Source organism: Siminovitchia acidinfaciens (assembly GCF_003605385.1).
GTDB classification, from domain to species: domain Bacteria; phylum Bacillota; class Bacilli; order Bacillales; family Bacillaceae_C; genus Siminovitchia; species Siminovitchia acidinfaciens.
In genome coordinates this window covers 16287-41167 of record NZ_QYTV02000010.1, presented here as the reverse complement: position 1 = coordinate 41167, position 24881 = coordinate 16287, and the positions used below count along the sequence as shown (strand labels likewise).

Here is a 24881-nt window from a genome sequence, read left to right as displayed (position 1 = left end):
ATTTCAACTGGAGATTCATGCTGGGAAATGCAGGGCGCCCATATAAAGAAGCAGCCCAACAACGCAGGCGTTTGGAAAATCGCTTCGCAGTCATAAAAGTAAAAAGGGTCTTTCTGAATCAACTTCAGAAAGACCTTTGCTTGAAGTAGCAATTTTAATTAGCTGGCTACATCTTCAGCATCCATATATTTAGCCTTTTTTAAGTTGACAACGGCCACGATAGCAATCAATGAAGCAACAACAAGATAGATGCTGATAGGCGCCGTGCTGTTAAATGTATCTAATAGGTACACACATAGCATAGGAGAAATTCCTTGGATGGCAGCTGAAAGCTGGTAACCCAGTGAAGTTCCGCTATACCGCAGCTCGGCAGGGAAACACTCAGCAATGAGCGCAGCTAAAGGACCATAAACTGTTCCAGCACCAATTATGGCAAGGCTCATCGCAAGAACAACCAATCCTGCGACCTTTGTATCGAAAAGCCAGAAGAATGGGAAGGCCATTAATACAGTTATGAGAGCCCCGACATAAAATATAGATTTTCTATTGTACTTGTCTGATAAATGTGCTGCATAAAAGATTACAGCAATCTCAACTATTGATACAACCATAAGTGTATTAGTCAAAAACTGTGATTCCAATTGTAGTTGCCCTGAACCATAGCTGATGGCAAATGTAGTAAAGACGTAAAAAGGAACTCCTTGCGCTAAACCAGCCAGAATGACCAAGAATAATGTTTTGGGGTATCTTCTAAATACATCCCGAACAGGTTGTTTGGATAGACGATCTTCTTTCTGCATTTTTTTAAATGACGGTGAATCTTCAACGCCACGACGAATGATAAAGCCGATGATCACAAGTATGATACTAATTAGGAAAGGAATTCTCCATCCCCAAACATGGAAATTATCCCCTGTCAAAAAGATTGTGGCGGAAACAACGGCTGACGATAAGAGCAGGGCAATAGGCGATGCAACTTGCGTCATACTTCCCATTAAACCTCTTTTACCCTTAGAACTCCATTCAACAGAGAGAACAACTGATCCTCCCCACTCACCACCGGCACCGAAGCCTTGGCAAAAACGGAAAAACACTAACAGAATTGTTGCAGCAACACCCCAGGTTTCGTATGAAGGCAATAATCCGATAAGCGTACTGGCGATCCCCATTAGCAGAAGTGTTGTAACTAGTGTTGCTTTACGCCCGATACGGTCACCAAAGTAACCGAAAAAGGCAGCCCCAAGCGGACGGGCAGCAAATCCTACAAATAGTGCTGCGAATGACTGCAGCAGTCCAGCGACCGGATCAGCTCCCGGAAAGAACAATTGTGGAAAGACCAAAGCGGCCATTGTTCCAAACAGGAAGAAATCATACCATTCAATCGTTGTTCCGACTAAGCTGGCAAGCCCGGCTCTTCTAGCCATGCTTTTTCGCTCTTTTTCAGTTAAATTATCGTGATTTATTTCAGTTGACATCTTTTTCACCATCTCTTTAGTTAAAATTATTTGCTGAATCATTACTTTTTATTTAATAAATACCGATTATAAGGTTTCCAATTATAGATAAATCTCTTCAACAAAGACCAAATCGTGGGATCACTCAGCTTTTTCGCTCGTGACTCCCCAACAATCTACTTACTATAGCCACACCACTTGAGCAGAAATGCAGCGTATGTCTTTGTTACTGTTTTGACACTATCAAGGTCAACCCACTCATTTGGTGCATGAAGCCCATCGCCTGTAGGACCATAGCAAGTGGAAGGAATATCGTAGTACAGGTTATAAAATCTCGCATCAGTCGTAGCTGTGAATGATCCCGTTTCCATTGGTTCGTCTACAACAGCTGTATGAGCCTCACCTAAAACATCGAAAAGCTCTTGATTCGGATCAATTGAAAATCCTTCTGCATGGAAGCCGTAAAATGAGATTTCCGGCGGATTTTCTTTTAACCACTCATCCTTTCCTGCAGCTGCTAACAAGAAGGCCTTTAATTCGTCCTTTACATTCTGCGGGTTGACCCCCGGAGGAAATCCTACTCTTGCTTCCACAATACATTCGGAAGGAACCGATGAAGGCCAATCTCCTGAATGGATTTTTCCAATATTGACGTTATATGGATGAGGGTGATCAGCAAAGTCCTTATGCCTTTCCCAGCTATTCAGCTCTTTTTCATAGTCCAAGAGGGCGTTGATCATTTTATAACCTTCCATAATGGAGTTTACAGCTTTGTCAGCCCTTTCAGTATGCGCACCTAAACCTTTGACTTTCACCTTGACCCATATCACTCCAACTTGAGCGGTTAGCCCTCTTTGTCCTAGTACGGGTTCAGGAATAAGCGCTGCATCTGCTTTAAATCCTGCTTCTATTGCTGCAAGTGCACCATTTCCTGTACATTCTTCCTCAGTTACTGTTTTGATTATGACGTCGGATGAAAGCTTGATTCCTGCGTCGCGAACGGCTTTTAACGCAAAGATCATAGCAGCCACACCAGATTTCATATCAGCTGTTCCACGACCGTACATTTTATTGCCAACGATTTCTGCACCCCATGGATCATGTTTCCATAACGAAACAGGTTCCGGGCTGACAACATCTATATGCCCCTGAAAGATCACGCTTTTGCCTTTCTTTTCTCCTTCAGTGCGATACTCTCCGATGACAACCGGCCTATCCTCATATGACCAGTCGGATGCTGAATAACCGGGATGAGAGGATAGTTTTTCAGGATCAGGAATCACCTTTGATACAGCCAAGCCTACTTCTTTTTCCAAAAAATCAGCGATAAAGTGTTGGACCGGTGCCTCGTTGCCAAGAATTGACGGGAATTGGCAAATCTTTTGTAAAAAATCTACTTCTTCATCCCACGACGCGTCTATTTGTTGGAATACATTTTCTAAAGTCATATCGGTTTCTGTTTTCATCGCATATGTCTTCTCCTTACCTTTGTAGTCTTTCTATACGGTTTTGAAATTGCAAAACCAATTCAAGCACTATTTCTATCTTCATCGGTTCTGACTTCCTCTTTACAGGGGCTGCTGCTTATTCGGTACGAATATCATCCCGATAGGAACCAATTGGCTCATATATTTTGCATCATGGCTGGCACCGCTGATCAATCTCATTGATCTATTCCAGGCTTATCTGCTGAGATTGGATTACATCTGAATTTTCTACGGTAAAATTTTCAGCTTTATATCCATGAGCACCTTGATAAGGCTAATATTTTCAATGAGGGCAAACTTGTACTAGGCTTTTCTCTTAATTCTTATGTGAACAACATCCTAACGGTTTTTTCGGGGAACAATTAGCAAATGAAAAACCTTGATCTGCAACCGAATTCGCTACAATGGAAAACGCTTGAATTTGCCTGCCGTCAAGGGAGCGCTTTCACGCAACTTATAAACATACTGCATCAACTTGTCCGTGCTTAACATGGCATCAATCCTATTTTCCATCGGGGGTAGTGCCTGCATGACTTGTCGTCCGTTAACGGTGACTCCCAGGGTACCGATACCTTGACTATCCGTTCCGGTACATAGTTTGACTGTTTGTTTCGAGAACCGGTCTTTGCTAAATACGAGATACCAATATAACTCATTCAGTCTATTGTCAGCAGAACCTGTATCTCCAATTCACCTAAAAATCGTAAATGATTTTATCTCCAATAATTAATATTTCTTCAGTTGGAATAGAATTGGCTGCGATTTCAGAGCCGAGCATGTAATAATTTACTTTTATGTCTGGTAAGCGAAATGCAATTTTTCGCCTAGAATCATACGTCACCTCCCGATATTGTTTAATATTGCAAGATGCGTGCCAATTAAAATTTATATATTAAAACGTAATATCAGTCTTTTTAACGTCTATTGCTCAAATATTATTTGAAAGTCCTGCAATAAAGAGGTACAATTTCAAAAAATCAACTCGCCTGATTCGTTACCGATTCGAATTTTTTGTCGAATATATCCTTTTAAATCATATTGAATCGAAATAGACTCGATTAGAGGAATGGAGGAAAAAGATTTGGAGAAGTTGTTTGAACTAAGCCATCAAAACCCGGCATTATTTGTTGATATTTTGGAATCGATTAAAGATGCAATCTTTATTTCGGATCATGAAGGAACAACGCTATGGTTGAATTCCGCGAGTGAAGCGATGTGCGGTGTCCCTAAAAATAAAATTACTGGTAGAAATGTAAGAGATTTGGAAAAAGAAGGCCTATTCAAACCATCCGTATTGCGCATGGCTCTTGAAGAAGGTAAAAATGTCAGTACTGTACAAACAGTGGGCGAAGGTAGGAAATACATTGCAACAGGGCATTTAGTCAAAAATAAAGAAGGGAAAGTAATTGCTGCTGTCGCACATTTACGTGATATTACGGACGCAGTAAAAAACACTTCAAAACTTCAGGAAATTGAAGAGTTGCTGGAAAAATATAGTGCCCAAATAAGAAAGCTGACAAGCACGAAAACTAATATAAATGGTGTGGAAAATGTTAAACTGGGCGGGAAAAGCAATAGCCGGATACTTGCTAAAAAAATTATAGAAAAAATTGCTGCTGTAGATACAACAGCCTTAATCGTAGGTGAGACAGGTACCGGAAAAAGTTTGGCTGCTGAAAAAATTCATTTGTTAAGTAAAAGAAGAAACGGGCCTTTCGTACAGATTAATTGTGCTTCCTTACCCGAATCCTTATTGGAGTCTGAGTTATTCGGGTATGAAAAAGGATCATTTACAGGGGCAACTTCAAAAGGGAAAACGGGATTAATTAAGGCTGCTGAAGCTGGCACCTTGTTTTTAGATGAAATAGGAGAAGTGCCGTTACACTTGCAAACGAAAATTTTACATTTTCTTCAATCAAAAACATATATGCCTATTGGAGCCAGGGAGCCGAGAAACGCGGATGTGCGTATTATTGCAGCTACTAACAGGGATTTGGAACAAATGGTTGAAGAAGGCACGTTCCGCTCGGATTTGTTTTATCGACTAAATATACTAACAGTCAAGATACCGTCTTTGCGAGAAAGCCGCGATGATATTGAGGATCTGGCCACGTATTTTTTAAATATGTTTAATGAGAAATATAATAAAAATAAACGCTTTTCAAACGAGGTTTTAAAAAAACTTATTCAATATTCCTGGCCGGGAAATATACGTGAGCTGGAAAATTTAATTGAACGCCTGGTGATTTTATCAGAGGATGAGTTTATTGAAGAAAAAGATCTGCCACAAAAAATGGTTGAGCAACACATGAGTTCAAACTCACCATATATATCAGATCGTGGGACAATGACGGAGATACTGGAAGAAATGGAGAAAAAGATGATTATCGATGCTCTTGAAAAAGAAAATTCGACAAGAAAAGCAGCCAAATTTTTGGGCGTGTCACAATCGCTGCTCATGAGGAGGATAAAAAAATATAATATCCAGCTTGTGGTTGAAGAGAGCAAAACATTTGTAAAATAGTCTCGTGAATTGGCAATAAAAATTCATTAATTTAGACTTATAATCTCTTTGCCGGCCGTATTTCATTCACTGAAAGTTTTATATATTATGGTCTCAAAAAAAAGAAAATTCTCTTCGGGAACCCTTCTTATCGTTTGCCTATCTTGGTCAGGTTTTCTACTCAAATGCTATATATATTAGAAGGAATAAATAAAGAATAGTCATTTTATGATATACTTTTTACTAAGAGATTGAGATGATCTATTTAATGAAACTGTAATTGAAAATCTTAATATAACAGCAAACATAATGCGGTTTTATAAAGAAAGATTAAAAAAAATGTGGCCAGGGATTTCGGATGTTGGAGACCTTATACAAAGAAAGACATGGATTCGATTTACTTCTTGGTTAGTCTGATAAGCCAATAAAAATCATCGAAAAAAATACCGTTTTTTCAGAGGAAGGTACCTATGTCAGAAGAAAATATTACGAGAATAGAATTAAATGGCAAGGAATTCATATTGATAGGAACAGCCCATGTATCCAAGCAAAGTGCGGAGCAGGTAAAAGAGGTCATCGAAGCTGAAAGGCCGGATTCAGTCTGCGTTGAACTGGATGAACAAAGATATGAATCGATCAGAAATAAAAACAAATGGAAAGACATGGATATCTTTAAGGTAATTAAGGAAAGGAAAGCTACTTTGCTTTTGATGAACCTGGCAATCTCCTCTTTTCAAAAACGGATGGCTAAGCAGTTTGGTATCGAGGCCGGGCAGGAGATGATTCAAGGCATTGAATCTGCGAAGGAAGTAGGAGCCGACCTGGTTTTGGCTGACCGGAATATTCAAATCACGTTTGCCCGCATTTGGAACAATGTCGGTTTTTGGGGAAAGGCACAGTTGCTTTCACAAGTGTTCTTCAGTATTTTCAACAAAGAAGAAATTACGGAAGAAGAGCTGGAAAAAATGAAAAACCAGGATACAATCAATGCTATTTTAAAGGAATTCACTGAAAGCTTCCCCAAACTGAAAACCCCGTTAATCGATGAACGTGACCAGTATCTGGCGCAAAAAATCAAAGAAGCACCTGGGGAAAAAGTAGTAGCGGTCTTAGGGGCAGCCCATGTTCCGGGAATTATGAAAGAAATTCATAAGGAACACGACCTTAAGCGCCTGAACGAACGTCCGCCGAAGTCAAATGTCCCTAAGATCATCGGCTGGTCGATCCCGGTATTGATTTTGGCTATCATAGCCTATACATTTTACGCCAATCCCTCTGCGGGCTGGCAGCAGGCCATGAGCTGGATCTTATGGAACGGTTCCTTATCTGCCATCGGAACAGCAATTGCGTTTGGACATCCATTGGCAATTGTTACTGCATTTATTGCTGCACCAATCACTTCTTTGAACCCTTTGCTCGCGGCCGGCTGGTTTGCTGGTGCAGCCCAAGCATATATGCGGAGGCCTAATGTGAGTGATTTTGAGAAACTGTCTGAGGATGTCTTCAGCTTGAAGGGTTTTTGGCATAACAAAGTGACTAGGATTTTGCTTGTTGTCGTGCTGGCCAATTTGGGAAGTTCTATCGGCACATTCGTGGGTGGTGCGGATGTCATCCGGCTGTTTTTTGAAAATATGAAGTGAATACTATGAAAAAATAAAGCTCCGGCAGAAAACTGTCGGAGCTTTTTAGATTAGAAAGATTGCGTAAAAAAACTTCCCGAGAGTCCCTTTTATAAAATCAACCCATCCTTCATAGTGATAATACGGTCGGCAAATGGGAGCATTTCTTCATCGTGGGTCACCATCAAGGTAGTGATATTTAATGACTTGGTCAAGTCCCTGATGAGCTCCATGACATCTTTGGATCGTTTAGAGTCCAGGCTTGCGGTAGGCTCATCAGCAAACAATACTTTAGGTTTATGGATAATAGCCCGAGCTATTGCTACCCGTTGCCTTTCTCCGCCTGATAATGAAGCCGGGTAAGCAGTTTTACGATGGTCCATTCCAACCATTTGGAGTATTTTCTGCACTTCTTTCTTTTGTTCCCGTTTTCTCATTTTTGTTTCAGATACTTCCAACATAAGTATAAGCTGCTCCTCAACAGTAAGAAAAGGGACGAGATGGGAAGATTGAAAAACGAATCCAAACTCGCTTGCTCGGATCCTTCGAAGCTCCTCTTGCCTCATTTCCGTCATATTCTTCCCTTCAAATATTATCCGGCCGCCTGATGCACGCTGAAGACCCGCCGCAATGGTAAGGATAGTGCTCTTGCCAGATCCTGAAGCACCAACCAGTGCGGTAATCTCACCCTCGTGAAGGGAAAGGTTAATTCCCTTCAGTATATGTTCATCTACTTCGCCATTTGTAAATGACTTTGTCACTGCCTCAACGATAAAAGTTGTCATGTCACATCTCTCCTTGCTGAATGGCTTGTAAAGGCTCTACTTTTTTAATTTGTATGCCGGAGAGAGTGGCTCCGGAAAAGCCGATAATCAAAAATATGGTGGATAGCTGAACAGTTGTTTCAAAGGTCAGGCTGAATGGCATTCCTTCAGGTGCAATCATGTTAAAGCCTTGGCTCAATCCAATGGACAACACAAGTGCTATGACTGTAATGAAAAGCATTTGTGACCACATGATGCTGAACAGAGAACTTGTTTTTAATCCGATTGCTTTCAGGATTCCGTATAATCCAATCTTTTGAACGTTCATCATGTAGAAAAATATGGCAAACAACATACCGCTGATGATTACTAAAAACCAGACAATCATATTGAGTGACATTTGTTCAGCGTTGTAGCTTGGAATTGTATTTAGTAATTCTTTATTTGAAAATGACTGCAGGCCGGCAATGGACTGTCCTTGATTTTCGTTTGGCACGAAAATCAATTGCATTTCATTCACATGGTAAATTTCTTTGTAGTCTTCCATATTAATATAAGCTACGGGAGCATGGCTGTATTTCTTTTGATCCACAAACCCTTTCACCCTGAATTCACCGCTGAATTGGTTGTTTGTCAAAATGTCCCCTTTATGGATACCTTCCTTTTCCAATGTGCGATCCAGAATAATTTCTCCCGGTCCGGCTTTTTCAAACAACCTGGAATCGGTGGAAGTCACGAAGGCAACACTGTGCTGTTTATCGCGAGAATCATTCACAAAACCCATTTGGATGGAAAAGGCGACTGCATTTTCCTGTTTATTCAATATCTTGCTTTGGACGCTCTTATCTATTCTAGATAGGTTATAGGTTTCATTTGCATCTTTAGCCATATAAAATTGCCCATCGGGCAGATCTTTTATCAAAGCAGCATTATCCTGGGACAAGCCATTGGATAAGCCTGAAATAATAAAGGTCAAAAGGCTGACTAGAAAAACGATGGATCCCAAAATCATAAACTTTACTTTACTTTTCTTCATTTCTTTCCATGCCATCTTCATTTGTTGTACCTCCGTTTCTATCTGATGTTTTTAGTGTAATCAGCTTAGATGAACGGAAGATTAACAGTTGATTACAAATTTAAAAGCTATTGACGGGTCCCAAATGGAAAAGCTCCAGGCATTATTAGCCTGGAGCTATTCAAATGGTTAACATTCAACGTCCAACGGGCGCTTCCGCTTTTCTATTGTCCAGCTCCAGCGCCTATCGACTAGCAGACTTCGCGCCTCCGCCTACGATAAGTCAACATCGGCTCCTTCGTCGCCGTGTTTCCTTTATCTCGTTGGAGGCACTCCAGTCTGTACGTCGATGGACAGGCGCTTGCGCTTTTCTTGTTATAACGCCCCTCTAATCACCTTTTTATAGTAAAGGACAGACAGCAGGCCAAATATAGAATACAGCGCTGTGTACAGAAGCATTACCGCGAACATCGGTGTCCAGAGCTCGGTTCCGAAAAAGAACCATCCGGATTTGACAGCGAAATAGCCGTGAAGCAGTCCAATCCCGAGAGGGATGCCGAAATTGAACAATTGCTTGGCCCGGATGCCCCGCAACAGGTCGCCGCGCGAGAACCCTAGCTTTCTTAGGATTGTATAATTCGGTTTTTCGTCTTCACTTTCGTCCATCTGTTTGAAATACAAAATGCAGCCTGATGTAATCAGGAAGGTGAGCCCCAAAAATCCGACGATAAACATCGTGAGGCCAAAAAGTTGCTTCTGGGTTTTTACCATTTCATAAAGCGAATGGTATGTTCCATTCTCATCAAAACCAAGAAAATTAAAGATATCGTTTGCCTTTTCGATATCTTTTTTGTCTTCGATATCGATCCCGATGTAGATCGGATTCGTCTGTATATCCGGATCCAAATCTTTCTTCAGACGGTTAAACACGGTTTCGTCCACGATAGCGACAGGCATGCCTCCGTTTGTAAAAGTCCAGGAGAGGAGGTGCTCCTTACGCATGCCTTTATAATTTTGCGTAATTGTTCCGTTTGGCATTGTCCACTTGATTATCCCTTGATCTTTGAAAGGTACAAACTTCTGCATCGCGTCGGAATACCCTGTAAAAAGGGTATCGTCAGGGGAAACATCAATATCATCAACCTCTTTGTCACTTACAACAGATAAGGCTGTTACATTGGGGTCAAACTCCATTCCCTTCAGGTCGCTGTCCAAAATATCCTTAATATTAACCTCAACCTGAAGTACATGAATCATCGTTTCACTGAAGGCGATCTTATTGCTTTTAAACGTATCCTTTAGTTCCTTCGTTTCTTTTATATCTGTTAAGACAAAATCTGCAGGGACATTGTCACGCGCGGTTTTTTCTGCCGAGTAATACGAAATGTAACTGAGAGACAAAAGTCCGATTGCCAGTGCAGAAACTGTTGTAATGATAGTCAGCAGCAAGGCATTAGATTTCATCCGGAACATGATAGAAGAAAGGGACAGCACCTCGTTAATATTCAGGTAGCCGTTCTTCCGTTTCCGAATAAGATGAAAGATAAAGCTGACAGATCCTTTATAAAAAAAATATGTCCCGATAATGACAAAAGCCAAAATAAACAGCATAGCCCCAAATAATTGCGGCATAGTCGTGAAGTCACCACTAAACAGCTTTGATGACACATAGTAACCTGTTCCAATCATAATGATTCCAAGCACTCCAATAATTACTTGAAGCTTGGAAAGATTTTTGACTTTTGATTCGCTTGATGAAAGGACATGGAACAAAGACAGGATGGTTTGCCTTTTGATAAAAATATAGTTCATCAACAGGATGAAAAGATAGACGGCTGAAAAAACAATCACTGTCTGAGTCAGTGCCTTTGATGAAAATGTTAAAGTGGCAATCGAATTAATGCCGGTTATTTTATAAAAAATCATAATGATTAACTTTGACACCGAAAATCCAATAAAAATGCCTATGACAAGAGAGCCGAAGTAAAGAATCGAGTTCTCGGCGCTCAAAAGGCGGAAAATCTTGCTTTTTGTCATTCCAATCAATTGGAAAAGCCCTATTTCTTTGCTTCTTCTTTTGATAAACAAATTGTTGGCATACAAAAGGAAGACCGAAACGATGGCTACAAGAATGACCGATGCTGCACGGACAGCGGCTCCGCCTTTGATGGTGCCCTTTGTCTCATCCATTGAAGGGTCATATTGCAATGTGACAAAAGCGAAATAAAGGGCAACACTGAAAATCAACGCAAAAACGTAGAGATAATAATTCTTTATATTCTTTTTCAGATTGCGGACTACGATTTGATTAATGTTCATCATGAACACCGCCCAGTACGCCTTGGGTCTTCATAATATCTTTAAGGAAAGACTGCCTTGTTTCTTCCCCTTTGTTCAGCTGCGTATAAATTTGTCCATCTTTAATAAAGATCACTCGGCGGGAATAGCTGGCGGCTACAGGGTCATGGGTGACCATGATGATTGTTGCACCGAGCTTTTCATTTAAGCCACTTATTTTATTTAAAAGATCAGAAGCGGATTTGGAATCCAGCGCACCTGTCGGTTCATCAGCAAAAATGATGCTGGGTTCATGGATAAAAGCTCTGGCGGCTGATGTCCGCTGTTTCTGTCCACCGGAAAGTTCATTCGGATATTTGTCTTTCAGATCAAGGATGCCCAGTTCTGTAGCCAATTGACGGAACTTTTGCTCTGCTTCCTTTTTAGGCGTCTTTGTAATGGATAAGGGGAGCAGAATGTTTTCTTTCACAGTCAATGTATCAAGCAAGTTATATTCCTGAAAGATGAAGCCCAGATGATTTTTCCGGAATTCGGCCAGTTGCTTTTCCTTCATGCCGACGATGTCTTTTCCCTCAATTTTTATCGTACCTTGGCTTACTTTATCGATGGAAGAAAGGACATTCAACAATGTCGTTTTTCCAGAGCCTGACGCCCCCATGATACTGACAAAATCGCCTTTTTCCACTTGAATGTCTAATCCCTTTAAAACTTCCTGTCTATTGAATTTATTCCCGTAGCTTTTGTGAATTTTTTGTGCTTCAAGAATACTCATATATGTTCACTCCTTTATTCGATAATCTCATCATAAAAGGATTGAATGGCTTTTTCCTTCGATTGGCCGAACAAAAGATAAAAGCATGTGACAATCATGTCACATGCTTGTGAGTTTCACAAATTCATTCGGTTTTGGAAAGACCATGGTAAAAGTGGTTCCTGCGTCCGGCGCAGATTTCACTTTAATTTGGATCAATAGGGATTTAGCCGCTTTTTTGGCCAAATACAGCCCCATTCCTGTTGCGGCCTGATCGAGATGTGTAGTTGAGGTGAAACCTTTGTCAAATATTCGGGGGAGGTCCTTTGCATTGATACCCCTCCCAAAATCCTGCACTTGAAGGATTGCATGATCATTTTCCATCCGGCTCCTAATGGTGATATCGGAAGCTTCGCTGTATTTGACTGCGTTCGTCAGTAGCTGCCTCATGATAAAAGCAAGCCATTTGTCATCGGTGAGCACCTCGTCTACTCCTAGATCCACATCAAATCCGATTCCTTTTTGCATGCACCAAGACTGCAAGTCCTTGATCTCTTTAAAAATCAACGGTTCCAGGGAGACCTTTTCAACATGCAGGTCGTTTTCAATGAATGAGATCCTCTTTTGGTGAAGCTGTTGGTCAAGCAATAGGTGGATCCGCAGCCATTCATACGTCAGCTGGGTCCTCATCTTTTCGTCCTCAAGCCGCTCGATCATCAAATGCATGGCAGTCAAAGGCGTCTTTACTTCATGAATCCAAGGTAATAAATCATCCCTTTCCTGTTCCAATGCCATTCGATTATCATTGTTTAATTGTGCTTGTCTTTCTGTTTGGTCCGTGATACTTTTTTCTACTATTTTCTCAAACGGCTTTGTCGCTTCGGAGATACCCGATAAATCAAGACCGCTTTCCCATTCTTCCAGGCTTTTGTAAAAAGGCGTTTCTTTATTGTAGCGGATTGCCAAAAAGATGACGAAGATGATGATTGATAAAAAAACAATATACACAACGGACATGATAGGGATCGATGAATCAATATAAGCGATAAAAAGGAGCAGCAGCTGCATAAAGAGAAACAGTAAAATCCAGCTGCACCTTTCAATCAAAAATTTTTTTAACATCTACTAATCCTCTTCTTTCGCCATATATCCTTGTCCCACTTTTGTTTCAATGAATTGTCCGAGGCCTATTTTCTCAAGGCTTTTTCTTAAACGGTTCACGTTGACTGTCAATGTGTTGTCACTGACAAATCTCTCATCGTCCCATAAACTTTTGATTAAGTCGGAGCGGCTCACAATGTTATTTTTTCGCTCAATAAGAATCTTCAAGATGAACATTTCATTCTTAGTCAATTCAATTGTCCCATTTTCGTTGGAAACAACGTTTTTGGCGTATTCAATCGTGGCGCCGCACCAGCTTTTTATGTCTAAAGTTTCGGTATTGTAGTTATAGACGCGGCGGAGGGTAGCCTGTATTTTTGCAATCAATACGTCAAAATGGAAAGGCTTCTGGATAAAATCGTCCGCACCGAGCTGCATCGACATGACCATATCCGTTGGGTGGTCGCGGGAAGATAAAAATATGATCGGCACGTTGGAATGGGAGCGGATCATCCGGCACCAATGGAAACCGTCAAACTTCGGCAGCTGGATGTCAATGATGACCAAATCAGGCTTGATGGCGGTAAACTCCTGAAGAACCTGGCCAAAATCTGTCACGCCGTACACATCATAGGACCACTGTTCCAGCCTGTCTCTGATTTCATTGAATAAAGTCGAATCATCTTCAATAAGAAAAATCTTAAACATGGGATCACCATACTTTTTTCACGTATTCTACAAATATTGTATACGAAAAGAAGTTTAAAAGCTTTTTATCAAACCCTGTTAGACGGAAGAGTCGTTCGTTATAGTTATGACACTTTTGAAACATAAAAAAACCGAATTAAATCGGTTTCTTGTTGAACTAAAGCACTCGTTTGTTAAATATAATATTTCACACACTTTTGATTCCTGGTTTTTAATAATTTTCGAATCTGTTCATTCGTTATTCCGTATTAATAAAAACAACACTTCACTATCTTTGATATAGGACTTTTTATGCCTTTGTAAATACAAAATAAATCTAAGGAAATTGGGGGCATTTTATGAAAGCTATCGTTTGTAACAAATATGGTTCACCTGATGTTCTTGAATTCAAAGAGATAGAAAAGCCTTTGCCTTTAGAGAATCAAGTATTGGTAAAAGTGCATACCGCATCCTTGAACTTTGGTAACTTGGTTCTTTTAAGAGGTAAACCGTTCTTAGCTCGCTTTGCTTTCGGACTACTGAGACCAAAATACTCCATACCGGGAGGTGACATTGCTGGTATAGTTGAAGATGTTGGCAAGAATGTTAAGCAGTTTCAACCAGGTGATGAGGTATTCGGTGACCTCTCAGGTTGTGGCTGGGGTGGTTTTGCTGAATATGTGACTGTCCCGGAATATGCTTTAGCTTTAAAGCCAACCAACATCTCCTTCGAGGAAGCTGCTGCCACACCTATGGCAAGCGTGACAGCCTTACAGGGACTACGTGATAAAGGTAAGATTAAGCCGGGACAGAAGGTATTAATTTGTGGGGCATCTGGAGGTGTCGGTACTTTCGCGGTACAAATAGCCAAATCATTTGGGGCTGAAGTAACGGGTGTATGTAGTACAAGAAATTTAGAAATATTGCATTCGATAGGAGCAGACCAAATCATTGACTATACAAAAGAGGACTTCACCCAAAAAGAGGAGCGTTATGATTTGATTCTTGGTGTTAACGGGTCTAATTCCATTTCAGCATATAAACGTGTGTTAAAACCAAATGGGAATTTTGTTCACGTAGGAGGGAGCGAGTCCCAAATGTTTCAATCTTTAGTTTTTGGGCCTTTTATTTCAATGACTGGAAGTAAGAGAATAAGTAACCTTTTACAGAGAGCAAACCAAAAAGATTTAATTTATGTAAAAGAATTACTTGAAGCTGGCAAGGTAAAACCAGTAATTGATAAACGGTATAAGTTAAGTGAAATATCTGAGGCATTCAAGTATTTTCAGGAAGGTCACGCTCAAGGTAAAGTTGTCCTTACTGTATAATCATTATTAGAAATAAAAACTTACAATAATAAACCTATACCATTACTAAGTTATATAAAATTATAGCGAACGCACACTTTTAACATACTAAAAGTGTGCGTTCCAATTGTTCCTTACTTTTTAAAGGAAGGTGAAGATTCCTCTTAATAAAAAAATGACCTTTCTTATTAGTTGAACAAGGATTGTTTCGTTACCAGTGGGTTTTGACAACGAATCATAAAAACATCAAAATTGATGGAAAGTGTAAACGAAATTGGAGGGCTTTTATGGAGTTGCTGGCCGTACAGCCATATGTCAAAGTCGACAAGCAAATCATCGATGCTGAAATCATATACAGTGAAGAAAATCGTAAAATTTATCTTTATCATGACCGCCTGGTTACGAAGTACCGCGAGTTTTCGACAAGGGACATTTCCGATTTATCATTTCGAAAAATGGGTGATGAAGGCGGATTGCTATATGTACATACGATTAGGGGGGTATTTTCGTATACCGTCCCTTCGTCTCCGGAGTCTTTTATAAAAGCCTTCAGGGTTCATATAAAGAAGGAATATTTTTAGGGGAGTGAGTTCCGCTATGGAGGTAAAGGGGAGCCACCGTCTGCTCGCATTGAAAAAAATATTGTTGGAAGAAACGGATGAGGGCAATCAGTTAAGCATAAAGGAATTAGCCGAAAAGCTAAAGCTAGCTTTTTCAAGTGAAGCCGAATTTGATCCGCGGGCGATTAAAAGGGATTTGGAAGCACTTGATGAGCAGGGTTTTGAAATTATAACCAATAAAGGCATTTATGGAAAAGTCCTGTATAGCTATCATGACCGCTTGTTTGAAACTTATCAGCTCCGTCTCATGGTAGATGCGGTTCTATCAGCCCGATTTATCACAGAAAAAGATAAGAAAACAATCATTCAAAAGTTGAAAAAGCTGACGAGCAGGCACATCGCCAAAACATTGCCAGATCCGCTTATTTTTAATCCCTCGTCCAACATCGACTACAACCTGATCAAAATAAACATCGACCGCGTTCATAAGGCTATATCGACCAACAGAATATTGGAGTATCAATATGGAAAATACAACATTGACAAGGAATTTGTTTTTAACAGGGAAGGTGACTTTTATCAAGTAGAGCCGTACGCATTGATTTGGCAAAACGACTTTTACTATTTGATCGGAAAGTTTCTTCAAACAGGAGAATTTCGCCACTACCGTCTGGACCGCATCCGAAATATCCGGGTAACGGAAGAAAAATTCCGCCGGGAAGACTTGGATATCACTAAATATGTCGATAAGTCCTTTCATATGTTTGCAGGGGAAGATGACTGGATCAAAATTAAATTTAAGCATGAAATGATCAATATTATTATCGATAGATTCGGCCTGGATGCGGATATCAGGAAGCTGGACGAAGAACACGTGTTGCTGACAACCAAAGCAAAGCTCAGCCCAGGGCTGGTCAGCTGGATCATGCGCTGGGGGCACAAAGCGAAAGTCCTTTCTCCTGAGTGGCTTGTGGAAGAGGTAAAAAAAGAAATAGAATTGATGCAGGATCTATATTAAGGGCTTTCCTCTATTTTCTAGGGTGTACCGTTTTTGGTACACCTTTTTCTATAGTATAGGATATAGGAGGGGGAACCAATATGAAAAAAGCATTTTTATATATCATTGCTATTGTTGTTATTGTTTTGGCAGGGTGTGGTGAATCAAAAACCACTGGCGGAAATAGTGATTCACCTAAAAAAGAGAAAACATCCGAAACTAAGTTGCTGACAAAAGAAGAATTTGAAAAGATGTATTCCGATCCCAAAAAGTATAAAGGGTCTACCGTTGATTTTTATGCCAAAGTTTTTGTAGAGCCTGAGCGTGATGGTGATGGGACCTATTTGCAAGCTTACGCAAATAACAATGACGAGCGAAATACCATCATTGGCATAGAAGACCCGGACTTCGATATTGCTGAGGGGGATATTATTCACGTAAAAGGAAAAATCAAGGATGTTTTTGAAGGGGAAAACGCCTTTGGAGCTCAAATTACAGCGCCCGCAATATTGGCAGATACAATTGAGAAGGCAGATTATCAAACTGCCTTTTCTCCGACAGAAGAAACGATTGAACTGAATGAAGAACAAAATCAGCACGGGTATAAGCTTGAGGTGCAAAAAGTGGAACTCGCAGAAAAAGAGACCCGTGTTTATGTAAAAGTGTCGAATGAAATGGATGATAAAATTAGTTTTTATTCATTCAACGCAAAATTGACAACTGACGGAAAACAGTATGAAGAAGAAATGAATTATGATGCCGATTATCCGGAAGTGCAATCTGACATTTTACCAGGAGTAGATACAGAAGGGATCATTGCTTTTCCCGCTATTCCAGAAGAGGCTGAACAGTTCAAGTTATATTTTGAAGGATCTTCCGAGAATTGGGAGATTGATATAAAGCCATTTGTTTTCGAAGTGAAAAAATAAAAGTTAAGGGGAATTTTTTATGAGAAATGTTATCACGTTGTTGTTTTCGTTGTTATTAGTGGCCACTTCCGCATGTGGTAAGGACACGACATCAAATAAAAACGAAGGAGCGGAAGAAAAGGCTGCTGAAGAAAAAGAACAGGGTGTCGAGGTTGATAAAGGGTTAATGAATGTTGAAGTGACACTTCCAAAAGATTTTTTTGAAGATGAAAATGTAGATGAAATGATCGCCCAAGCAAAAGAGAATGGGGTAAAAGAAGCAACAAAAAATGAGGACGGGTCAATCACCTACAAGATGTCAAGGGCTGATTATAAAGAGATGATGAAGGAAGTGGATAAGAGTGCCCTTGAATATATTGATGAATTAAAGAATGGCGAAGACTTTCCTTCCATCAAAGATGTCAGCCATAACAAAAAGTTTTCCGAGTTTACTCTAGTTGTCGATCAAGAAGCATTCGAAAACAGCTTCGATGGATTTGCTGCTCTAGGGTTGGGAATGACTGGATTATATCACCAAGTGTTTGCAGGGACCCCAGCCGAAAAAACCAAGGTGACAATATCCGTTGAAAATGCCGATACAGGGGAAATATTCGATACTATTGTCTACCCGGATGATTTAGAGGAAGAAAACGAGGAGTAAGAGCAGCAGATTGCTGCTCTTTTCGTTATTGAAAAAACTATATAACCCCTATAATGTGGAAAACTTGTTATTGCATTATGCCACGTCTAGCTCCAGCGCCTATCGACTAGCAGACTTCGCACCTCTGGTGCTCCTGCGGCGCAGCCTATTCGAGGATGTGGCGGTCTGAGGCGGCCTTCGTCGCCGTGTTTCCTTTATCTCGTCGAAGTCACTCCAGTCTAGCTGCAACGCCTAGCCCCTCGAGGTCATAAGCCAATTCCCTGTGGCGGCTGAAGTANGGTCATAAGCCAATTCCCTGTGGCGGCTGAAGTACTGCCTCCTCGGGAATCGTCTTATGCTTGTCGGGGCTGACCAAGGCGTTTCCGCATTTCGGCTCAGTCTGTACGTCGATAAACAGGCGCTTGCGCTTTTGTTATTGATCTGGATAAGTTTCTCTTAAGTGTTTGATGGAATGCTCTATTAAATCTTTTAGAACAGACACGTCAATATCCGCTAATTTGTTAATATAGACGCACGATTTCCCTGTAGTATGCTTGCCTAATTCATTCAATAAGCTTTCCCTTGCGGGGTCACACGCCGAGAGGTACAGGCTTATTTTTGCTTTGCGGGGTGAAAAGCCGACAAGCGGCGCTTCTCCTTCATGTCCGGATGCGTATTTGTAATGATAGGAACCGAACCCTATAATGCTGGGCCCCCACATCTTGGCTTCAAATCCGGTCGTTTCTGTAAAAATATCCAACAATTGATAGGCATCTTCCCGTTTCTTTGGGCTATCCACCTTTTCTATGAACTCAATCACGCTGTTGTCATTTTGCTTTGTTTTTAATTCATACATTTCCGCTGCCTCCTTCTCTCGAAATATTCTATTAATGTTAGTCTATATTAGATATGTATTGTTGACTATAGTTATTATGGAAGTAGGTTCCGGGACAGTAATGTTTTCTTTTTTTAGGAATAAAGAATTACAGGAATGTTGCGTGCTTCCGTCGAAACTAGTATTTACAATCTTTTTTAAAAGAGGAGGAGCATGATGAAAAGGTTTTTTGCAGTGATTGCAAGTCTAGTTCTGACTTTATGCCTCTTACCGTCAAATGATAAAGCGGAAGCCAGCAATGAAAAAGAGCAGCGTTATTCCGTCTTGTTCAGCAAGAATAGTATCCCGGCCAACTTTGAACAGCAAGTAAAGAAATTGGGCGGAGAAGTTACATATACCGTTCCTGAAATTGGGTTTGCGCAGGTAAAAGCTCCATCGAATACATTCTCTAGATTAAAAGGGATCGCCGGAGTCAGTGCGGCCAACCCATCGGTCAAATGGAAAATGCCTAAATCACAAAAAATTAAAGCCAGCAATGTAGACCCTTCTAAAGCCGCCCTTTGGAATTTGCAATGGGATATCCAGCGCATCACTAATAACGGTGAAAGCTATAAGCTAGGAACGGGCTCCCATGATGTCGTAGTTGGGATTGTAGACACAGGGATTGACCGTGATCATCCTGACTTGGTGAAAAACTTGATGCCAGGATCAAAGAACTTTGTCCCTGCAGGAGGGTTCCAGGGGACAGAGCCGTATGAAAGCGGAAATCCTAATGCTTTTGACGACCTGCATGGGCATGGAAGCCATGTAGCCGGATCCATAGCCGGAAATGGTGCAATGCTTGGCGTTGCTCCTGACACAGGAATTCGTGCCTACCGTGTATTTGGAACAAGTTCAGCTGAAACCTCGTGGATTGTTGATGCAATGGTTACAGCTGCCGATGATGGAGTAGATGTCATTTCCATGAGTTTGGGCGGATTTGATGTCATCGGTCAAGCCTTTTATATTGATCCTGTTACAGGAGAAAAGCAAAACCTTGGTAACGATGTAGCAGACTTCAAAGCCTATAAGCGCGCAGTAGATTATGCAACGAATAAAGGTTCTCTTGTAGTTGTTGCAGCAGGAAACGAAGAATTGAATGCGACAAACAAAAAAGAAGTTATGGAGTACATGAACGCGGAATATGCGGAAGACGGGTTGTACTTTGTAGGAGCCGGATTTGAAGTGCCTGGAACAACCCCTGGGGTTGTCACCGTTTCAGCCACTGGCCCTAATGATGTGCTGGCAAACTACTCAAATTTTGGACCAGGGTTTATTGATATTGCTGCCGTAGGCGGAGATGCCAGATTGTATGACCAATATGAGCAAGAAGGAAGATTTGATGAATATATTGGTAAACGCCTATTTGAACGAGAATTTAACCTAAGTGCAAGCGATGATGGCGGCTACTATTGGTCCATCGGTACATCCATGGCAACTCCGAAAGTTTCTGCTGTTGCTGCATTGCTGATTGACAAACACGGAAAAATGTCACCGAAGAAGTTGGAAAATCTTCTGTATAAAACAGCAGTGGACCCTGTAAAGAGTACGGATAAAAAGAACTTTGGAAGCGGGCACTTGAATGCGTATGAAGCTTTACAGTAAAGGATGCCTACTGTCTAATATCATTTGAATCTGCCAGTATAATTGTTAGGAGTAAGCTTATGGAAAATAACCGAACGATAAGGTTGTACGATTATCATGTCTGGGCAAATAAACTAGTGATTCAACACTTGAGGCAATTGCCCAATAAGGCTTATAAAGAAACTGTTAAAAGTGTTTTCACATCAATCCATGATGTCATGATTCATCTTTATACAGTAGATATGATTTGGTTGGGGACGATGAAAGGAAACAGATTTCAAGATACTATAAAAGAAATAGAGCGACGAAAGTCGGAAGTCTCGGGAGCATCATTAGATGAACTGGAAGTGTTCTATGACGAACTCTCAAGTGAATTTTACGATTTTTTAGGCGAACAGCAGGACTTGGAACAGACCATCGTTGCGGAGCATCCCCAATATGGCCAATGTGAATTCGTGCTGGCAGATCTTATTCATCATGTAGTCAACCATGGGACGTATCATCGTGGAAATGTATCAGCGATGCTCCACCAACAAGGTAAAAAAGGCGTCCCGACTGATTATGTATTTTTTCTATTAAAATAACACAGGTTTTCCAAAATAAATTAGTCCATTTCAAGAATCCGCTTTAATGGGTGGGTTCTTTTTTTGTGCTTTTTGTTGAAAACTATTGTAATGCAATTGTAATACTTGAAACCCGGGTGTAAAATTAAGAGAGTTAAAGATTCATAATTTTAGCGGGCAAACTTTATAAAAAGGGGAAGTATTTCAATTGGCTGGACGGATTAAATTAACTTGGTGGATTCTTTTGTTTTTGGCAATTTTCCTGTTTATTGGTGGAATTGGCAGATTGGTAAACGCCTCAATCAAATCAAAAAGTCAGGAAGAAGTTCAAGATGAAAAAGTAATCAGTAAATATCCAAAACTCAACCTGAAAACTACAACGAAACAGACAGACGAATATACATATTCCATCAATGAACCTGATACGGACAGCGAGAAACTCAATCAAGTCATTGATCGATGGATCAATGGGCAGAAAGAGAAATTTTTAAAAGAGGTAGCACAAAACAAAGAAGGGCTTCCAGATAGCATGCGTGCCGATCTCAACATCCAGATGGAGACCCACCGAATTACGGATGATTATTATAGTCTCGTATTCAGAACCTACATGATCACTGGCGGAGCAAACGGCCAAAACACAGTGAAGGTTTTTAATATAGATATTGAAAACAACCGCTTTTTGGAGATAAGTGACATATTGGATTTGAACAAGGAAAATTTGGCTGCCATTCAAAAGGTTGTCTGGGAGCAGCTTCATAAAAGTAAGGACATCCAGCCATACTTGATTGTTGAAGAATTTAATCAATGGATCAAACGTCCGGAAGTCTGGGAATGGTCCATTGATCGGAAGAGTTTTTCCTTATATATAGATGAATATGAAATTGCTGCAGGAGCGGCGGGGGCGATTGAAATTGATGTTCCCGTTGAAAAGATGTACATTTTTCTCCAAAAAGACGTTGATTCATTTTTAAAAATGCCAAAAAAACAGAAGCTGGAAAAGGAAAAAATAATTCAGCAGGAGCAAATGAGGTTAGCACCGGATGGCAAGTATGTCGCTTTGACATTTGATGACGGGCCGAGTGCAGAAGTAACGCCTAGAATCCTGAAAACATTGAAGGAACACAATGCAAAGGCAACTTTTTTCATGCTGGGAAACCAAGTGGATTATTATCCTGAACTTGCTCGAAAAGTGGCGGAGGAAGGACATGAAATTGGAAATCACTCCAAAAGTCACCCGAACCTTTCAAAGCTGGGGTCGGAGAAAATTAAGCAGGAAATGGATTATACGAAGGAGAAGATTGAAGAAGCGACCGGCATTACTACTGATGTGCTTCGTCCTCCTTATGGAGCATACAATGATAATTTTATGGAATATGCAAAAGAAAATGGTGCCTCTATCATTCTTTGGTCAGTCGACTCGCTGGATTGGAAGATACGAAATGCATTGTCCGTGAAAAATAAAATCGAGAACAATGTCGCTCCCGGGGGAATTGTCCTGATGCATGACATTCACGGTTCAACAGCGGATGCATTGCCTGATCTTTTGACTGAATTGGAAAAACAAGGATATCAGTTTGTCACTGTCTCTCAACTGCTGAATTGGAAAGAAGATCAGGGCGCAGGGCCACATTTTGGCAGTTTGAAATGATTATTAATTTGAAGGGAAGGAAAAGAGCCGGCTGTTATGTTGTATTAACAAGTAAAAATGGCCACTGATAGATGCCCGTTACCTGGAGGATACAGTAAAAACGGGCATCAATAGAAGTGTGCCAGGGCGCCCTCTTTAATACTACAGTCTATTTTTTGGATAAAGCCTGTTTTTTACCGAAGTTCAATTTTATATTCATTGATTTTCCGATAGAGTGTCGTACGGCTAATGTCCAATAATTCTGCGGCTAAACTCATATTGCCGTTGGCCAATCTTACATATCTTTTGATCGTTTCTTTTTCAACGTCCTTTAATGGTGCTATTTCACTAGAGTCTTCTACTGGGAAGTGATCAATTCGCAAGTCATGGGCATGGATTGTATTTTCTTCGGATAAAACTGCGGCTTCAAATAGGACGTTCATCAACTCCCGCATATTTCCCGGCCAGTCATGGATTAAAATTCTCTCCTCTGCTTCTTTTGACATTGTTTTATTCTGATATCCGTTGTCATTCAGGAAGTAGTACGCCAAGTCAATCAAATCATTACGCTTGCGCAAAGGGGGGAGCGTAATTTGAATCCCCTTCAACCGATAATATAAATCGGCTCTAAAATGGCCTGCTTCTATTTCTTGAAGCAGGTTTTTATTTGTTGCTGCTACCACCCGAACATTTATTTGTTTGCTTGTTGTGCTTCCGACAGGCGTTATTTCCTTTTCCTGCAATGCTCGAAGTAGGCTGGCCTGCGACCTCAAAGACATGTCCCCGATTTCATCGAGGAAAACTGTCCCGTTTTGAGCTGCTTCGAACTTTCCCATGCTACCTTCTTTGCTGGCGCCTGTAAATGCCCCCCCGACATAACCGAATAATTCACTTTCAATAAGAGATTCAGGAATGGCACTGCAATTGACGGCCACAAAAGGATGGGGTGAACGCAAGCTTGATGTATGAATCGATTGGGCAAAAAGCTCTTTCCCTGTACCGGTTTCTCCAATAATGAGAATAGGAATGTCAGTGGTGGCTGCTTTACGGCCTACTTTTTTGGCTTGCATGATACTTGGACACACACCTTGAATGTCTGAAAATGTATATAATTCCCTGTTTATGGCGGAATGTTCCGTCCTCTTTAACGCTGCAAATCTATGTAAATTCCGATTAGCGCTTGGGATTGATTCTATGAAAAAGTAATGTTTGTCTTTAAGTTTTTCACCGGTCAAATCTTTGCCGAGCTCACGCCTTGCGGCATCGTTCGCACGGATAATGCGGTGTTTGGCATTTAAAGATAGATAGGGAACTGTAATCAGCTTATTTGTAATATAGTCAATTTCTATTTCGGCCAGTTTTTTTTCATCCTCTACATGGCGAAGCATGAGCTGATGATGGATAGAATCAGCAATCAGTTGCGCCAATACGTGGTTATGAGGGTGAAACAAATCTTTTTCCCCGCTAATATTAATGACGCCAATCACCTCACCGGAAGGGGAAAAAATTGGGGCTGCTGAACAAGAAAGGTAATGGGCATTTACATAAAAGTGCTGGTCACCATAGATACAAATTGAATTTTTCTCGCGTAATGCCACTCCTATTGCGTTCGTTCCTCTTTCTTTCTCCAACCAATTGGCACCAACTTGCATTTGCAATTTTTTTGCCGACTTTTCAAATGCTGTGTCCCCCTTCGTATAGATGATTGTTCCATTTCGGTCTGCAAGGGAAGCAAGATGTCCGGGTTGAGTTAATAATGGAGACAGATTATTTATGAGGGGAATGGCAACGTTGGTAAGATCGGCATTTTTCTTTAACAGCTGGTCAATTTGCCTATCGTTCAGAATTTTACTTAGTTGAAATTGTGTCGGAGATAACCCAAATTCATAACAACGTCTCCATGAGAATGTAATCATCCTTTTCTTTTCACCTATCTGTTGCATGAAAAAATCACTCCCTATCCGATTAATAGAGCTACTGTGATTTGACTGATTGTCCCTAAATTATACAATGGATTGTTTAGAAATGAAACAATTTTCAGTCATTGGTTGCCACCTTACCTCATTATGTCAATGATTTGAAGAGTGGCATGCTAATTGCATCATATTTGAAGTGAAGTTAAAAAATATTCAGGAGGTAATG

The 24881-nt window shown here is 40.7% G+C and carries 20 protein-coding genes; 10 read left to right on the top strand and 10 right to left on the bottom strand.

Annotated features, from left to right (window positions below; translation table 11 throughout):
• Nucleotides 1-158: 158 nt before the first annotated feature.
• The gene (locus D4T97_RS17155) at nucleotides 159-1475 is read right to left on the bottom strand and encodes an MFS transporter (protein ID WP_126052090.1); all 1317 of its coding nucleotides are present in this window, start codon (nucleotides 1473-1475) and stop codon (nucleotides 159-161) included.
• Between the two features lie 155 nt (nucleotides 1476-1630).
• On the bottom strand, nucleotides 1631-2920 hold the full coding sequence (locus D4T97_RS17150) for an ArgE/DapE family deacylase (protein WP_126052000.1): 1290 nt from the start codon (nucleotides 2918-2920) through the stop codon (nucleotides 1631-1633).
• A 1102-nt stretch (nucleotides 2921-4022) separates the two neighbouring features.
• On the opposite strand from D4T97_RS17150, the gene D4T97_RS17145 reads away from it, so the two are divergent.
• Both D4T97_RS17145 and D4T97_RS17140 read left to right on the top strand, forming a co-directional pair.
• Complete coding sequence (locus D4T97_RS17145; protein ID WP_126051999.1) at nucleotides 4023-5465, top strand: sigma-54 interaction domain-containing protein; 1443 nt, start codon at nucleotides 4023-4025, stop codon at nucleotides 5463-5465.
• Nucleotides 5466-5914: 449 nt separating this feature from the next.
• Nucleotides 5915-7084: a TraB/GumN family protein gene (locus D4T97_RS17140; RefSeq protein ID WP_126051998.1), complete on the top strand. Its 1170-nt coding sequence runs from the start codon at nucleotides 5915-5917 to the stop codon at nucleotides 7082-7084.
• Between the two features lie 89 nt (nucleotides 7085-7173).
• Here the strand turns inward: D4T97_RS17140 and D4T97_RS17135 are convergent, their stop codons facing one another.
• The 6 genes from D4T97_RS17135 to D4T97_RS17110 form a co-directional block, all read right to left on the bottom strand.
• Nucleotides 7174-7848 carry an ABC transporter ATP-binding protein gene (locus D4T97_RS17135; RefSeq protein WP_126051997.1) on the bottom strand — a complete coding sequence of 225 codons (675 nt, stop codon included), beginning with the start codon at nucleotides 7846-7848 and terminating at the stop codon, nucleotides 7174-7176.
• A gap of 1 nt (nucleotide 7849) precedes the next feature.
• Entirely contained in the window at nucleotides 7850-8884 is a 1035-nt protein-coding gene (locus D4T97_RS17130) for an ABC transporter permease (protein ID WP_126051996.1), read from the bottom strand.
• A gap of 333 nt (nucleotides 8885-9217) precedes the next feature.
• Nucleotides 9218-11161, bottom strand: coding sequence for an ABC transporter permease (locus D4T97_RS17125; RefSeq protein ID WP_126051995.1), 1944 nt, complete (start codon nucleotides 11159-11161; stop codon nucleotides 9218-9220).
• The gene (locus tag D4T97_RS17120; RefSeq protein ID WP_126051994.1) at nucleotides 11151-11912 is read right to left on the bottom strand and encodes an ABC transporter ATP-binding protein; all 762 of its coding nucleotides are present in this window, start codon (nucleotides 11910-11912) and stop codon (nucleotides 11151-11153) included. Before D4T97_RS17120 ends, D4T97_RS17125 begins: the two co-directional genes overlap by 11 nt.
• Before the next feature lie 99 nt (nucleotides 11913-12011).
• A complete protein-coding gene (locus D4T97_RS17115) occupies nucleotides 12012-13013 on the bottom strand; it encodes a sensor histidine kinase (RefSeq protein ID WP_126051993.1) in 1002 nt (333 codons plus the stop codon).
• Nucleotides 13014-13016: 3 nt separating this feature from the next.
• Nucleotides 13017-13700: a response regulator transcription factor gene (locus tag D4T97_RS17110; protein WP_126051992.1), complete on the bottom strand. Its 684-nt coding sequence runs from the start codon at nucleotides 13698-13700 to the stop codon at nucleotides 13017-13019.
• 338 nt (nucleotides 13701-14038) lie between these two features.
• Between D4T97_RS17110 and D4T97_RS17105 the strand changes: the two genes are divergently transcribed.
• The 5 genes from D4T97_RS17105 (at nucleotide 14039) to D4T97_RS17085 (ending at nucleotide 18112) form a co-directional block, all read left to right on the top strand.
• The gene (locus tag D4T97_RS17105) at nucleotides 14039-15007 is read left to right on the top strand and encodes an NAD(P)-dependent alcohol dehydrogenase (protein WP_126051991.1); all 969 of its coding nucleotides are present in this window, start codon (nucleotides 14039-14041) and stop codon (nucleotides 15005-15007) included.
• A gap of 266 nt (nucleotides 15008-15273) precedes the next feature.
• A complete protein-coding gene (locus D4T97_RS17100; RefSeq protein WP_126051990.1) occupies nucleotides 15274-15567 on the top strand; it encodes a hypothetical protein in 294 nt (97 codons plus the stop codon).
• Nucleotides 15568-15583: 16 nt separating this feature from the next.
• Entirely contained in the window at nucleotides 15584-16564 is a 981-nt protein-coding gene (locus D4T97_RS17095) for a helix-turn-helix transcriptional regulator (RefSeq protein WP_126051989.1), read from the top strand.
• Nucleotides 16565-16644: 80 nt separating this feature from the next.
• A complete protein-coding gene (locus tag D4T97_RS17090) occupies nucleotides 16645-17472 on the top strand; it encodes a DUF4352 domain-containing protein (protein WP_126051988.1) in 828 nt (275 codons plus the stop codon).
• A gap of 19 nt (nucleotides 17473-17491) precedes the next feature.
• Entirely contained in the window at nucleotides 17492-18112 is a 621-nt protein-coding gene (locus D4T97_RS17085; RefSeq protein ID WP_206435589.1) for a hypothetical protein, read from the top strand.
• Between the two features lie 412 nt (nucleotides 18113-18524).
• Here the strand turns inward: D4T97_RS17085 and D4T97_RS17080 are convergent, their stop codons facing one another.
• Complete coding sequence (locus tag D4T97_RS17080; protein WP_126051987.1) at nucleotides 18525-18947, bottom strand: DUF1801 domain-containing protein; 423 nt, start codon at nucleotides 18945-18947, stop codon at nucleotides 18525-18527.
• Nucleotides 18948-19142: 195 nt separating this feature from the next.
• On the opposite strand from D4T97_RS17080, the gene D4T97_RS17075 reads away from it, so the two are divergent.
• The 3 genes from D4T97_RS17075 (at nucleotide 19143) to D4T97_RS17065 (ending at nucleotide 22760) form a co-directional block, all read left to right on the top strand.
• Nucleotides 19143-20570, top strand: coding sequence for a S8 family peptidase (locus D4T97_RS17075; RefSeq protein WP_126051986.1), 1428 nt, complete (start codon nucleotides 19143-19145; stop codon nucleotides 20568-20570).
• A 59-nt stretch (nucleotides 20571-20629) separates the two neighbouring features.
• A complete protein-coding gene (locus D4T97_RS17070; protein WP_126051985.1) occupies nucleotides 20630-21133 on the top strand; it encodes a DinB family protein in 504 nt (167 codons plus the stop codon).
• A gap of 187 nt (nucleotides 21134-21320) precedes the next feature.
• Nucleotides 21321-22760, top strand: a complete 1440-nt coding sequence (locus D4T97_RS17065; RefSeq protein ID WP_126051984.1) for a polysaccharide deacetylase family protein — start codon at nucleotides 21321-21323, stop codon at nucleotides 22758-22760.
• Between the two features lie 173 nt (nucleotides 22761-22933).
• Here the strand turns inward: D4T97_RS17065 and D4T97_RS17060 are convergent, their stop codons facing one another.
• Entirely contained in the window at nucleotides 22934-24682 is a 1749-nt protein-coding gene (locus D4T97_RS17060) for a sigma-54-dependent Fis family transcriptional regulator (protein ID WP_126051983.1), read from the bottom strand.
• Nucleotides 24683-24881 lie beyond the last annotated feature (199 nt).

Bases quoted from the DNA above. Each gene is read 5' to 3' on its own strand.
- D4T97_RS17100 (WP_126051990.1), top strand. From the start codon at position 15,274: ATGGAGTTGCTGGCCGTACAGCCATATGTCAAAGTCGACAAGCAAATC.
- D4T97_RS17060 (WP_126051983.1), bottom strand. From the start codon at position 24,682: ATGCAACAGATAGGTGAAAAGAAAAGGATGATTACATTCTCATGGAGA.
- D4T97_RS17110 (WP_126051992.1), bottom strand. From the start codon at position 13,700: ATGTTTAAGATTTTTCTTATTGAAGATGATTCGACTTTATTCAATGAA.
- D4T97_RS17095 (WP_126051989.1), top strand. From the start codon at position 15,584: ATGGAGGTAAAGGGGAGCCACCGTCTGCTCGCATTGAAAAAAATATTG.
- D4T97_RS17070 (WP_126051985.1), top strand. From the start codon at position 20,630: ATGGAAAATAACCGAACGATAAGGTTGTACGATTATCATGTCTGGGCA.
- D4T97_RS17150 (WP_126052000.1), bottom strand. From the start codon at position 2,920: ATGAAAACAGAAACCGATATGACTTTAGAAAATGTATTCCAACAAATA.
- D4T97_RS17120 (WP_126051994.1), bottom strand. From the start codon at position 11,912: ATGAGTATTCTTGAAGCACAAAAAATTCACAAAAGCTACGGGAATAAA.
- D4T97_RS17080 (WP_126051987.1), bottom strand. From the start codon at position 18,947: ATGTATGAATTAAAAACAAAGCAAAATGACAACAGCGTGATTGAGTTC.
- D4T97_RS17075 (WP_126051986.1), top strand. From the start codon at position 19,143: ATGAAAAGGTTTTTTGCAGTGATTGCAAGTCTAGTTCTGACTTTATGC.
- D4T97_RS17105 (WP_126051991.1), top strand. From the start codon at position 14,039: ATGAAAGCTATCGTTTGTAACAAATATGGTTCACCTGATGTTCTTGAA.
- D4T97_RS17130 (WP_126051996.1), bottom strand. From the start codon at position 8,884: ATGAAGATGGCATGGAAAGAAATGAAGAAAAGTAAAGTAAAGTTTATG.
- D4T97_RS17125 (WP_126051995.1), bottom strand. From the start codon at position 11,161: ATGAACATTAATCAAATCGTAGTCCGCAATCTGAAAAAGAATATAAAG.
- D4T97_RS17115 (WP_126051993.1), bottom strand. From the start codon at position 13,013: ATGTTAAAAAAATTTTTGATTGAAAGGTGCAGCTGGATTTTACTGTTT.
- D4T97_RS17085 (WP_206435589.1), top strand. From the start codon at position 17,492: ATGAGAAATGTTATCACGTTGTTGTTTTCGTTGTTATTAGTGGCCACT.
- D4T97_RS17140 (WP_126051998.1), top strand. From the start codon at position 5,915: ATGTCAGAAGAAAATATTACGAGAATAGAATTAAATGGCAAGGAATTC.
- D4T97_RS17135 (WP_126051997.1), bottom strand. From the start codon at position 7,848: ATGACAACTTTTATCGTTGAGGCAGTGACAAAGTCATTTACAAATGGC.
- D4T97_RS17090 (WP_126051988.1), top strand. From the start codon at position 16,645: ATGAAAAAAGCATTTTTATATATCATTGCTATTGTTGTTATTGTTTTG.
- D4T97_RS17155 (WP_126052090.1), bottom strand. From the start codon at position 1,475: ATGTCAACTGAAATAAATCACGATAATTTAACTGAAAAAGAGCGAAAA.